Annotated in this window: 12 protein-coding genes; 11 read left to right on the top strand and 1 reads right to left on the bottom strand. The window is 40.7% G+C overall.

Features of this window, described 5'->3' with window-relative positions:
* Positions 1-28: 28 nt before the first annotated feature.
* The 10 genes from QVE09_RS19200 (at position 29) to QVE09_RS19155 (ending at position 11,088) form a co-directional block, all read left to right on the top strand.
* Positions 29-448 carry a WXG100 family type VII secretion target gene (locus tag QVE09_RS19200; RefSeq protein WP_315938063.1) on the top strand — a complete coding sequence of 140 codons (420 nt, stop codon included), beginning with the start codon at positions 29-31 and terminating at the stop codon, positions 446-448.
* A gap of 3 nt (positions 449-451) precedes the next feature.
* Positions 452-1,222, top strand: a complete 771-nt coding sequence (locus QVE09_RS19195) for a hypothetical protein (RefSeq protein ID WP_315938062.1) — start codon at positions 452-454, stop codon at positions 1,220-1,222.
* Positions 1,219-1,704 carry a hypothetical protein gene (locus tag QVE09_RS19190; RefSeq protein WP_315938061.1) on the top strand — a complete coding sequence of 162 codons (486 nt, stop codon included), beginning with the start codon at positions 1,219-1,221 and terminating at the stop codon, positions 1,702-1,704. Before QVE09_RS19195 ends, QVE09_RS19190 begins: the two co-directional genes overlap by 4 nt.
* Positions 1,705-1,825: 121 nt before the next feature.
* Positions 1,826-2,488 (top strand): hypothetical protein, encoded by a 663-nt coding sequence (locus tag QVE09_RS19185; RefSeq protein WP_315938060.1) that lies wholly within the window; start codon positions 1,826-1,828, stop codon positions 2,486-2,488.
* Between the two features lie 253 nt (positions 2,489-2,741).
* Complete coding sequence (locus QVE09_RS19180) at positions 2,742-3,908, top strand: WXG100 family type VII secretion target (RefSeq protein ID WP_315938059.1); 1,167 nt, start codon at positions 2,742-2,744, stop codon at positions 3,906-3,908.
* Between the two features lie 18 nt (positions 3,909-3,926).
* A complete protein-coding gene (locus QVE09_RS19175; protein ID WP_315938058.1) occupies positions 3,927-4,415 on the top strand; it encodes a hypothetical protein in 489 nt (162 codons plus the stop codon).
* Positions 4,416-4,535: 120 nt separating this feature from the next.
* Positions 4,536-5,015 carry a hypothetical protein gene (locus tag QVE09_RS19170; protein WP_315938057.1) on the top strand — a complete coding sequence of 160 codons (480 nt, stop codon included), beginning with the start codon at positions 4,536-4,538 and terminating at the stop codon, positions 5,013-5,015.
* Positions 5,016-5,217: 202 nt separating this feature from the next.
* Positions 5,218-8,355: a DEAD/DEAH box helicase gene (locus QVE09_RS19165; RefSeq protein WP_315938056.1), complete on the top strand. Its 3,138-nt coding sequence runs from the start codon at positions 5,218-5,220 to the stop codon at positions 8,353-8,355.
* A 46-nt stretch (positions 8,356-8,401) separates the two neighbouring features.
* Positions 8,402-9,211, top strand: coding sequence for a hypothetical protein (locus QVE09_RS19160; RefSeq protein WP_315938055.1), 810 nt, complete (start codon positions 8,402-8,404; stop codon positions 9,209-9,211).
* A 17-nt stretch (positions 9,212-9,228) separates the two neighbouring features.
* Positions 9,229-11,088 (top strand): DNA/RNA helicase domain-containing protein, encoded by a 1,860-nt coding sequence (locus QVE09_RS19155; RefSeq protein ID WP_315938054.1) that lies wholly within the window; start codon positions 9,229-9,231, stop codon positions 11,086-11,088.
* A 73-nt stretch (positions 11,089-11,161) separates the two neighbouring features.
* On the opposite strand, the gene QVE09_RS19150 is transcribed toward QVE09_RS19155, so the two are convergent.
* Positions 11,162-11,503 carry a helix-turn-helix domain-containing protein gene (locus tag QVE09_RS19150; protein ID WP_036606225.1) on the bottom strand — a complete coding sequence of 114 codons (342 nt, stop codon included), beginning with the start codon at positions 11,501-11,503 and terminating at the stop codon, positions 11,162-11,164.
* Positions 11,504-11,644: 141 nt separating this feature from the next.
* On the opposite strand from QVE09_RS19150, the gene QVE09_RS19145 reads away from it, so the two are divergent.
* Positions 11,645-12,160: a HEPN domain-containing protein gene (locus QVE09_RS19145; RefSeq protein WP_315938053.1), complete on the top strand. Its 516-nt coding sequence runs from the start codon at positions 11,645-11,647 to the stop codon at positions 12,158-12,160.
* Positions 12,161-12,375 lie beyond the last annotated feature (215 nt).

Here is a 12,375-nt window from a genome sequence, read left to right as displayed (position 1 = left end):
CTACGGTCAGGTTGGCGGTGAATAGGAAATGCAGCGAATCGAGGTACATCCCGATCTATTGGAGGAAAAGGCCCGGTTGGTCCAGCAGAAGAAACAGGAACTGGAACGAATGGTCCGGGAACTGGAGAAATCCATTTATATGTTGCAATCCGAATGGTCGGGTGTGACCGGAGAGCGTTTCTTCTGGGATTTTATGCAGGTGAAAGAAGTGTTCCCGACTACACTCGGGTTGTTGGACGAAATCCAAAAAGAGTTTACGTTTATCGCGAGGAACTTCAGAACAACGGACGGCTCAGGTGAGGTTGCGCTGTACATTCCAGAGGAACTGAAACCAAGCTTCGGCACCGGACTGGTCGATAAAGCAATTGGTGACACCGTTACGGGACTTGGTGAGATGGCAGAAGCGTTCATTTATAATCCGTTTAGTACATTAACCAGTCTGGCCTAAGCCATGACTATGGGTAAGGTAGTTGACGTTGGACGTGGCATTGGATTCGCATGGGATGCGGCCTGGGGAACGGGAACGGCAAGGTCTGACATCGAGCAGTTTATGGATGAACAGAAGAAGCAACTCGATAAGGATAAGTCGGGTTATTATAAAGGTGCCATGTTAGGCCAGGCTTTCTCCTATTTTCTCTTTGGCAAAGCCTTGCACTCGAAGGATCACCATGAATCGGGTGGAGCAGTGGAAGGTAAGAAGGAGAAGAGTGAGGGAAATAGTCTGAACCATGATGGAAGGCTAAGAACGGAAGGCAGTAAAACCACATACACAAATTCATTCGGGAATGAAATATCTTGGACTAATCAAGGTCCTAAGGATATAGATGCAATTATCGAAAAAAATTTGAGAAGCTCAAAACCTGGTGATATTTTAGAGGGGCGAGTGGCAGAGACAATAAGAGAGACTGGTAGATTAGAAGGTACAGGTATAGAGTTGAAATTGCAAAATAAATTAAAAGCAGGCGATATCGATATTCTGACAGAATCGCATATTATTGAAGTCAAGAAGTCTTTAAGTGCCTTAGATGAAAAGCAACTGGATAAGTTGATCAATCCATCAAATAGAAATTATTTTAACTATGACAATCGAGAAGTTATTTATTACATTGAAGATGTAACTGTGAAAAATAAAACTCAGTCTGATTTAGTTGGAAAATTAAAAGATCAGAATATAAAATTAATTAGCTCATTAGAGGAATTGAAGGAGGTTGTCAGTAAATGAGTTCAGTAATCATTCTAAAAAAAATCTCTAATTATTCTCCGGAGCAGACTCTTGAGAACTTTAAGCATGCAGCACAGAGAGCGAATATGTATTGTTTTCATTTAACAGTTGATCTTGATGCAGATAACAAATTTCAATCTGCAGAAGGCACACTATCTGAAGTAAATGAGGAGACCCTTTCAAATACTGATGATGAAGAAACGATTAAATACTTCACTTTTAACGTGAATAAAGTTGTCGAAGATTCATATGATAGTTTTACGTGGCTCACCCATTCAACAGATTACTTTTGGGCAGTGGATATTGTAAATATTAATCATGAATATGAATTTATTTATAGGTTTTTAGTAGAGTATTTTCAACATAACAAGGAAGATTACTTATGGTTTGATGATGCTGAGTGGTATTACACAGCAAACGATATCTTGAAATTAAGTCAAAGGCCGTACAACCCAAAGTGGTGTAGCGAAAAGGTTGTGTAAATACGAGGGTGGAGGATTACTCTAGTGCATTAAAATTTAAAAAGGATACTACTTAAATGCACTTCTACACACAAGCGTAGAGGTGCTTCTTACTATAAAAAAATTAGGAGAACAGCTTGCCATGATACTGAAAAAACGACTTTTAATGATCGGATGTTGTATTGCCTTTGTGATCTTACTTATTCTAACCTATAGCTTTTATAAAGAGAAAAGAATGTATGAACAGTATCTAACGATGAATGTCCGCCAAGATCTCGTTGATCTGAAGAGTGCGATTATCAATAATGATAGTTTATTTAACCGAATACTGGAGAATGACAAAATAACAAACGAGATGGTTGAGGATGGAGAACAAGCCAGCCAGCTTTATTATAACTTTACAGATATGATACAGATAATCAATAAGTATAACTTGATGAATCTAAGTTTCAGTCAAGAAGCCAATTGGTTGGTCAAACCTGCAGCATTATTCACAGATGGCTTAGGTCCAGACGACATAATGCCACTTACCCTTCACCGTATGGGAATGACATTCGTGAGGCTGGATATAACCAGTTATCCTGTAACAGCTGAACTTAAGGCTAGAATTGAGGAGTATCAGCAGTTAAATGAGCGATGGCTTAACATAGTTGGGGACTTTGAATCCAAGGAAACAAACGAAAAGGAATGGCCCCAAATATTGAATGATCTGGAGCAAGAGACCCGAAATTATTTTCAAGAGAATAATGTAAATTTCGTTGATGATGACGTTTGGAGAGAGGCTTTGAATCCAAGGTACGAATGATGAAATATCCGCATAGCTGACCGGATCAAATGGGTGGAAGTCAGTTAATTGTTTCATCAGCTTTATACGCCGGCAAAACAGTCATCTCCTTTAAATACAAAATGCACTAACACGCAAAATATCTGGCTAGTGAATGTTTCCTGCCTACTGCATCTTTAACGAGGAAATGATCCTTCCGTTTGATTCCAATCCTCACTCTCACTTGTTAAAATTTAGGTACATAAACTATGGTCAGGTTGGCGGTGAAGATAGGATGCAACGTATTCAGGTACATCCCGATGTGTTGGACGAGAAAGCTCGATTGGTCCAGCAGAAGAAACAGGAACTGGAGCGAATGGTCTGGGAACTGGAGAAATCCATCTATATGTTGCAATCCGATTGGTCGGGTGTGACCGGAGAGCGGTTCTTCTGGGATTTTATGCAGGCAAAAGAAGTGTTCCCGACTACAATCGGGCTGTTGGACAAGATCCAGAATGAGTTTACGTTTATCGCAAAGAACTTCAGAACAACGGATGGCTCAGGCGAGGTGGCATTGTACATCCCAGAGGAGCTGAAGCGCAATTTCGCTGTAGGGCTGCTTGATAAATCCATAGGAGAAACAATAACGGGAATGGGCCAAACGGCAGAAGCTTTCTTCAATAACCCGTTCAGTACATTAGGCAGTGTGGCATATGCCATTACCGTGGGCAAAGTTGTAGACGTTGGGCGGGGCATTCAATTTGCATGGGATGCGGCCTGGGGTACGGGGACCGCGAGGTCTGATATAGAGAAATTTGTAGAAGACCAGAAGAAGCAGATTGATGAGAGTGGAGCAGGATATTACGGTGGGGCGATGACAGGTCAGGCTCTGGCGTATGTATTGTTTGGGAAAGCCTTTCGTTCGATGGATGATAAGCATACCGATCTGGGTGGATCGGGTGGAGGTAAGAAGGAGCCTCAAAAGGGAATTGACAGTCCCAGAGATCTAATAAAGCCAAGTGGATCACCTAATCCAGAAGCCTTACCAAGTGGAGCGAGAACAAAAATTCCGAATAATGCGGACAAGGCGACTAAACAGTCTTTAGAACTAGAAAATGATGCTGCTGATCAATTGGCGAGAAGTGGATATCGGATTGAACAGAACCCTAAAGTTTTAGATAGTGATGGAATTGATTCCAAAAGAGATCCTGATTTTAGAATTGAAGGGCGTATATTTGACTGTTATGCACCAACTGAAAATAAAGGTATTAGAGGTATTTGGAGTGAGGTTCAAGAAAAGGTTGTTATTAAACAACAAACCAAGAATGTGGTGATTAATTTAACAAAGTGGTCTGGAGATGATTCTGCGTTGCTTAAGCAATTTAAAGAATGGGAAATCCAAGGTTTAGAAGAAGTTATCGCAATCAAAAAGGACGGTAAGATCATATCGGTATTCCCTTAAAGTAGAGGAGACAAGTTTATGGAATATTCACTGAAGTTGAATGGAAAACAAGATCCTTTATGGTTGAAAGGATTAATTGAAAGTAAGAATTTTGAAGTGAATTATATGAACCGACAACACAATGCATTGTTCATTCATGAGTTTGATCTAAGCGGTGGTTTAAAAATTACTGTTTATGATAATAATTTTCCGGCTGATCATCCAGCAGCATCTTATGAAACGATGTTCCAAGAAGAGGATTTTATTTATCAACAAACGATTTCTTATGAATTGGAGAATAACCAGCAATATGAATTATGGTATAAAACAATGTATGAAATTTCTTTCGCTATATTAGAATCACTTAGAGTAGTGGGCCTATTCTATCACACTTCTGGAGAGGAGATATTTCTCTTTAAAAACGGAAAGTATACGTTCAACGGAACATACCTTGAACTGCTCCAGACGCATTATGGAGAACTCCTTGAGAATATCGAGTATTCGGTTTTTACGAAACCTCACAACTGAATTACAGATAAGTAATGTTAAATGTACTTCTACCGGACCAAAAGTAGAAGTGCATTTTTATGGAATAAGGATACTAGCTACGATGATAAGATTGATTGCTAAATGTTGAGGTGAAATAGAATGTTATTGGAAAATGCAGTATCCAAACTAAATAATATAAATTGGGCCTTAGTAGGTACTGTTATCTCTGATGAGGATACTAAACTCGGATATGAATTTCTCAGAAGAATGGCTCAATTTTATAAAGCGGAGCAGCTGAAGCCTATGCCACCTGCATTTACAAATGTGGCGAAACTGCTAGGAGATCAAGAAGAGGAATTAGATATTTCAGCTTATTGTAGTTCGGAGGCTGTTGCGTATTTGAATCAAAACTCATATGTGAAAAGAATATTTGAATACTATCTACAGTTGGCGAAGTACGCAGAGAATACTCCGAGCATCAGCCAGTATCTAGACATATATGAACCGTTAATTATACTTTTTGAACGAGGGGGCTCTTTTACCATCAAACCACTCTCTCTAGAAATTACACAAGTCTCACATTTTCAATTAAACAATTGGTATGAAAAATTTGTTGAGAAAGATCCGATTGATATTTAATAATCTTTAGATCATTAGGTTAATATTTCGCAAAATCGTATTCATAGAAAAGCACTTCTACTAAACCAAAAGTAGAGGTGCTTTTTCCTATGAAATCAAACAACTAATGAAATCTTCCACAGATTGGTCGATAATATAGAAGAAACAATTATATACATAGAGAACTATCCACAACCATCCTATACCCACACGAGGTACATTCATGAAACAAGGCATATATGAACAGCTTATCAACACGATTACCAGACAGGAGATTTCGGCGCTGGACCCGGATGTGTATAACATTGGGACCGAGAAGTTGGATGCAGAGGAAGCGCGCAAGCTGCTGTCCACGTATTTGGCGGCGGTGACCCGGCGAGCGCTTAAGATTGTGCGGGAGCAGACGGAAGATAAAACGGCAGTATTGGCACAGATCCGAGCGAGTAATGAGATTATTTCCAAGCTGAAAGACACACTTGGTGAAGAAGAGTACAACGAATTGCAACTGGATGAGCAGGGGGAAGTGTTGACCCATGTGTATTCCAAGCTGAACAGCATTCGTGCGGTTAGGGATACCAGAATCGTTCGTCCAGATACGCCGATCTCCCAAAGCTCTTTATTCACAGGTGCAAAGTCTGAACCGAGTATGTTATTGGAGTTGCAAAAGGAGATCGTTACCGCCGATCGGATCGATTGGCTGGTGTCATTTATCAAATTCAGCGGGCTTCGTCTGCTTCTGGAACAACTTCAGCAATTCACGGCGAGCGGTGGGAAGCTGCGGATCATCACGACCACCTATATGGAAGCAACCGACCTCAAAGCTATTACTGAACTTAGCAAATTACCTAACACAGAGATCCAGATTTCGTATGATACCAAAGTGACCCGACTGCACGCCAAAACGTACATTTTCCACCGTGATACTGGATTCACCACCGCCTATGTCGGCTCTTCCAACCTGTCCAACCCGGCGCTAACCAGTGGTATGGAGTGGAACCTCAAGGTGACGGAGAAGGATTCACTCGACGTGCTGCGCAAGATTGAAGCGACTTTTGAGAGCTACTGGAATGACCGTGAATTTACGCGATATGTGGCTGAGGATGAAGGCCATGAGGCACAGTTGAAGGCGGCTCTGAATCGTAAAAAAGATCAGTCCAACCACTTTCACCTCGACATCCAACCTTACGATTACCAAAAGGAAGTGCTGGAACAGCTAGACGCTGAGCGTACGCTGTATGGACGAACCCGCAATTTGATCGTTGCCGCCACAGGCGTTGGCAAGACGGTCATCTCTGCCTTCGACTACAAACGATTCCGTGCAAGCCATGCGGGAGCAAAGCTTCTTTTTGTCGCCCATCGGGAAGAAATCTTGAAGCAAAGCCGGGATACGTTCCGGTATATCCTGAAGGATATGAACTTTGGCGAGCTGCATGTCGGGAATCACCGAGCAGAGGCGTTGGACCACTTGTTTGTTAGTATTCAGAGCCTTAACTCCATGAAGCTGACGGAGATCACCAGCCCAGACTATTACGATTACATCATTGTGGATGAATTCCATCATGCGGCTGCTCCTTCGTACCAGAAGCTGTTATCCCATTATGAACCGAAGATTTTGCTGGGACTCACCGCAACGCCTGAACGGATGGATGGCAAAGACATTACCGCCTACTTCGATCATACGATTGCCGCTGAGATCCGTCTAACTGATGCCATTGACCGGAAGTTGCTGAGTCCTTTTCAATATTTTGGTGTCACCGATACCGTCGATCTGTCCCAGGTGAAGTGGTCGCGTAAAGGCTACGACCTGAACGAACTGGAGAAGCTCTACACTCATAACAAAATCCGTGCCAACCAGATCATTCAAAGTCTGAACAAATACGTAACCGATCTGGACGATGTGAAGGGACTTGGGTTCTGCGTAGGGGTGGATCATGCAATGTATATGGCCAAAATATTTAACGATGCCGGCATTCCATCCATGGCCCTGCATGGTGGGTCGGGCGAACAGGAACGACATTCTGCGAAAGGACAGCTGGTGAACGGGGAACTGCGCATGATCTTTGTCGTGGATCTGTACAATGAGGGCGTGGATATCCCTGAGGTGAACACCATCCTGTTCCTGCGTCCTACTGAAAGTCTGACCGTATTCCTGCAACAGCTTGGCCGTGGACTACGGATGTCGGAGGGCAAAGAGTGCCTGACTGTGCTCGACTTCATCGGACAAGCGCATCAGGAGTACAGGTTCCAGGATAAATTCCGCGCCCTGATCGGCGCCACCAAACATTCCATCTCGTACTACGTCGAGAACGGCTTTTCGAACCTGCCTCGCGGCACGTTCATTCAATTGGAAAAGCAAGCGAAAGAATACATCATGCGCAACCTCAAGCAGATGAGTCGTAATCGCAGAGCGTTGATCCAGAAGCTGCAAACGTTCCAGCAAGACACTGGACTGCCGCTGACCTTGGCTCATTTTGTAGAACATCACGGGATGACACTATATGAATTGTATGGTGGACGTACAGGGAAAAGGTATTTCCGTGGCATGTTGGCCGAAGCCGGATTAAAAGCACCCATTGAAGATGAATACGGGGAGTACATCCGCAGACTGCCCTCTGTGCTGACGATCAACTCACGAAGCTGGCTGACGTTCCTGATCGACTTTATTGAAAAAGGCAAAGAACCAACCACCGCCGATGAACAGCGCATGTTGATCATGTTCTATTACACCTTCCACCGGGCTGCGCCTGAGAAACTAGGGTTGAGTAGCATCGAAGAGGGAGTACAGCGTGTACTGTCTTGTGGGGCTTTTCAAGAAGAGCTTGTGGATATTTTAAAATATAATCTGGGTCATCTGCGATTTGTGGATAAAAACAATTCGTTCCCTTACACTTGTCCACTGGATATCCACTGTATGTACTCCATCGACCAAGTGCTTGCCGCCTTTGGCTACTGGAACGCTGAGCAATCACCCGCCTTCCGTGAAGGGGTGAAGTATTTTGCAGACGAACAGACCGATATCTTCTTCATTACACTGAACAAATCGGACAAAGATTTCTCACCCTCCACGCTGTACGAGGATTATGCGATCAACGAGCGTCTATTCCACTGGCAGACACAGAGCCGGGTGTCGGAGCATACGGCTACGGCGCAGCGATATATTCATCACCGCGAGACAGGCAACCGGATTGTGCTGTTCGTGCGGGAGTATAAGGAGGAGCATGGCTATACGTCTCCATTTGTTTTCTTGGGCGAAGCCGATTATGTCAGTCATGAGGGGAACAAACCGATGAGCTTTGTATGGCGACTGCGGGAAGAGATGCCCGCGAAGATGGTGGCGGTGGCGAATAAGTGTATTGTTTAACGGATATTAGATTAGAAGTTAAAAGTTAGAATGGAGTTGTTAGAAAGTGTGGAGTCAAATCGCTGAATGGTCTTTACTTTCAAGGTTAAGTGGTCTAAGTAGTATAATTATTTTTATCGGTGCTTTATATACATTTTTACGAAAAAATCAATTCATAACGACACTAACATCTACCAAGATAGAAAAGTTATTTTTTTCGAAAGAAAAGAAAATGATTCTCAAGACTATATACTTTTTGTCCCAGTTAATCCTAGGCTTTGTTTTAAGTGTAATCTTAACAACTGTATATTATTTTATTGAAGTAAGTGAATATTTCATCCAATATGTTTCTATTATAGGTGCTTTCTCTTATCTACTAATCTTGTATATCTCTCTTAGGGAAAACAACTATTTCGATAAAAATCTTTCTAGAGTACAGAATATTATATTGTGGAAATTCATGTTGTTAGTTCAAACTCTATGTATGTTTTCACTATTTCCAATTTCAGTTGCTCAATCAATATTATCAGGAAAGGTAAGCTTTTCACCTACTCCAAGCGATGAATTCATATTAACGATAGTTGCTGCTACCATAGTTTTAGGTCTATCTACTTTAGTTTTTATGATTATTATAAAATTCAGTAACAAGAAAATTAATGAAAAATTTAGTGAATATGATTATGACTGTTTTTATATCACAGATAAGCATGATACAAGCTTAAAGTGGTTTGTTTATCATCTTATTGATAAAGAAAACTTTCTGTTAGGTAATTCAAAGATTAAAGAAGAAGCAGCCATTTATAGAGTTGAAGAGCGAAAAAATGTTTTAACAGAGAAAATTCATATATTGAGATTAAAGAAAAATTCTAATGAATAACGTATAGGCGGTGCATCATGATTATCTACAGCAGTAACGCATTAGCTTTCCGGGAATCAGTTGATAACAACCAAATTACAGTTCAGATTGAAGAAGCATACATTAAAGGCATGGGAAAAAGACCTAATCAAGGGGAAGTACGAGCTTGGAACAACTCTATGCAGTTTATGGAGAAAATTATCCGGAATTCGAAGGTAGCTGATGACTGCGGAATATTGATTGAATATAATATTCCTTCTACAAGTAAGAGGATAGATTTTATCATTGCAGGTCAGGATGAACAGAAGAATGATAACTTTGTGATCGTTGAGTTAAAACAATGGGATGCAGTAGAGGCTATGGATCGCGAGGATGTTGTAAGGGCCTTTATTGGAGGTAGAACAAGAGAGACACCGCATCCTTCATATCAAGCATGGTCATACAAACAGTATTTGAGTGATATGAATGAGGCCGTATATTCCAAAGATATTAACGGATACTCATGTGCATATCTACATAACTACAGGACAGTACAGCCGGACCCCCTTCAATATAATCAATATCAGGATATCATCCGTGAAGCCCCTTTGTTTCTAGCTGATGATGCTTCTAAACTTCAAGATTTTCTAAAAAGGCATGTAGGTGAAGGGAATGGAGTTAATTTACTTTATTTAATTGAGAATGGTAAGATTCGTCCTTCTAAGAAACTAATTGATCATATCGATGGATTATTTCAAGGGAACTCTGATTTTGTTTTACTTGATGAGCAGAAGGTTGCATACGAGGCCATTATAAGCCTTGCCAAGCAAACAGATGTAAAACGCACAATCATTGTACAAGGTGGGCCTGGAACAGGTAAATCAGTGATATCTATGAATGCACTTGGCGGATTACTTAAAAACAAGTTAAATGTTAAATTCATTGCCCCGAATGCTTCATTTCGGACAGTTATGGTAGAGACCTTGACTCAGCGACAAGCTAGAAACAAGACTAGGACAAAGATGTTATTTACAGGATCAAGTCAGTTTTACAAAGAGCCAGCTGATATGTATGACGTACTAGTTGTGGATGAGGCGCATCGATTAAAAGGCAAAGGAGCATATCAATATCTTGGAGAGAATCAGATCGAAGATATCATAAAGGCATCTAAAGTGAATGTGTTTTTCATAGATGATTTTCAACGTATTCGTCCTGAAGATATAGGTTCTATAGACGAGATTAAACGTTTAGCTGCCCTATATGATTCGGAAGTGCATGAATATTCACTAGCAGCACAGTTCCGTTGTTCTGGAGCAGAAGGCTTTTTGAATTGGGTTGATGATGCTTTACAGATTCGTCCCACCGCTAATTTCGATGGTTGGGATCAAGATTCTTTTGAATTTAAATTAGTAGACACACCTAACGAAGTATACGATCTAATCAAAAGTAAAAACGATCAGGGGTATAAGGCGAGGATGTTGGCAGGTTTTGCTTGGAATTGGACAGCTGATAAAGAAGGTAATCGCAATGGGGAAATTCCGGATGTAACTATTGAAGAACATCGTTTTGCTATGCCTTGGAATGCTCGTTCAATATCAAGTACTTGGGCTATCCATGAAAGTGGTATAGACCAGATTGGATGTGTTCATACGTCTCAAGGTCTTGAGTTTGATTATGTAGGCGTAATTATAGGGAATGATCTAAAATATGATTCGAATAAAATGGAACTGTATTCAGATTATGAGGAGTACAAAGATAGAATGGGAAAACGAGGGCTTAAATTTAAGAATGAGGAACTAACAAAACTTATCAAAAATATTTATAAAATTTTGATGTCTCGGGGTATGAAAGGTTGTTATGTTTACTGTCGGGATCAAGAATTGATGAATTATTTATGCAGCAGAGCAAATTCAAGATGATGTGCACCATGGACTATGCAAAGTAGAGAGAAACCCTATCAATCCATAAATGGACGGATAGGGTTTGCTGTTTTCACATCAATATTCCTTTAATAACATTTTTGGCAACACGAATATTATCTGGAGAAGAATCTCTTAGCAGTTGTACAATTTCTTTGATTTGTTTCTCATCTTCAGTTACCTCGAACTCTTCTTCTATATAAGCAAATAATTGAATCAAATTAACATCCAACGACTCAGCGATCTTTGCCAAGTTCACCAAAGAAACATTCTTTTCTCCACGTTCGATCTGTCCTATGTATGAAAAATGAAATCCACCTTTTTCTCCGAGGGATTCCTGTGAATACCCTCTTTCTTTACGTAGTGCGCGAATTCTGGCTCCCACCAGCTTCAAAACTTCTCTGTCCTCGTTCACGGTATTCACCTCTCTATGTTCAAAAGTGTAGACAAGTTTCCTCAAGGTAAACACCAAACGAAGAATACAAATAATTTATTTGATTACTATAAGTATCATTTTATTGTATAATACTGGTATTAACTCTTTGGAGGGATGACAATGGCAAGAAATTGGTCCATAACCGAAGCACATTGTAATCACCAAGTAGATTTTACTCCACGTTCGCAAGACCATGATATCTCCACACAACCGAGATCCAAACAAACTCCTGCTTACCACATGCTACATACTACAATATTGGACTATCACCAACATGCTAAGTATCATCTCAAACTTGCCACCATCATGCATAATCACAATCAGTTCAAAGCCTGCCTCATTCTCTGCGATTGGGCTCTTACCTCCATGATCAAGGCGCTATATATCTATAAGTATCACTCAGTTCATCCACCGAAGGAACTCACCATGAACGAAATCTTGCCTTTAGTGCATACGGAGACTGAACCCGGACTAGATATTGCCTTGTTCATCGGCACGATGCAACATATATCATCCCAAGCGGATTACCCATATGACCAACCCATACAACTAAACAACATCGAAAGGCTTCTTCAACGAACAGAAGAGATATTGGACGAGTTAGCCACTCGAATGAAGGATGATTCATCAGAGTAAGATATTTTTTTAATTGATCATTTCGGTTAAATGTTTGATTTATCTGTGTTACGCTTACAAGATGATATCATCCAAATAAAGGATATATGTTGCAGAGATTACAAAGGATTTTCTTTGCTTTGCATCGGGAAAGTAGGTGTACATCTTGAAAAGAGTAATTGCTATCGCGTTTTTCATATTATCTATAATGGAATTGGTTACTCTAATACTAATTG

Source organism: Paenibacillus sp. ClWae2A (genome assembly GCF_032452295.1).
Lineage (GTDB): Bacteria > Bacillota > Bacilli > Paenibacillales > Paenibacillaceae > Paenibacillus.
The sequence above is the reverse complement of the archived record's forward strand: the minus strand, read 5'-3'. Positions and strand labels throughout refer to the sequence as shown.

What these genes read in the sequence shown, in the direction of transcription:
- QVE09_RS19175 (WP_315938058.1), top strand. Translation starts at nt 3,927, where the DNA reads ATGGAATATTCACTGAAGTTGAATGGAAAACAAGATCCTTTATGGTTG.
- QVE09_RS19155 (WP_315938054.1), top strand. Translation starts at nt 9,229, where the DNA reads ATGATTATCTACAGCAGTAACGCATTAGCTTTCCGGGAATCAGTTGAT.
- QVE09_RS19165 (WP_315938056.1), top strand. Translation starts at nt 5,218, where the DNA reads ATGAAACAAGGCATATATGAACAGCTTATCAACACGATTACCAGACAG.
- QVE09_RS19180 (WP_315938059.1), top strand. Translation starts at nt 2,742, where the DNA reads ATGCAACGTATTCAGGTACATCCCGATGTGTTGGACGAGAAAGCTCGA.
- QVE09_RS19200 (WP_315938063.1), top strand. Translation starts at nt 29, where the DNA reads ATGCAGCGAATCGAGGTACATCCCGATCTATTGGAGGAAAAGGCCCGG.
- QVE09_RS19185 (WP_315938060.1), top strand. Translation starts at nt 1,826, where the DNA reads ATGATACTGAAAAAACGACTTTTAATGATCGGATGTTGTATTGCCTTT.
- QVE09_RS19145 (WP_315938053.1), top strand. Translation starts at nt 11,645, where the DNA reads ATGGCAAGAAATTGGTCCATAACCGAAGCACATTGTAATCACCAAGTA.
- QVE09_RS19170 (WP_315938057.1), top strand. Translation starts at nt 4,536, where the DNA reads ATGTTATTGGAAAATGCAGTATCCAAACTAAATAATATAAATTGGGCC.
- QVE09_RS19190 (WP_315938061.1), top strand. Translation starts at nt 1,219, where the DNA reads ATGAGTTCAGTAATCATTCTAAAAAAAATCTCTAATTATTCTCCGGAG.
- QVE09_RS19195 (WP_315938062.1), top strand. Translation starts at nt 452, where the DNA reads ATGACTATGGGTAAGGTAGTTGACGTTGGACGTGGCATTGGATTCGCA.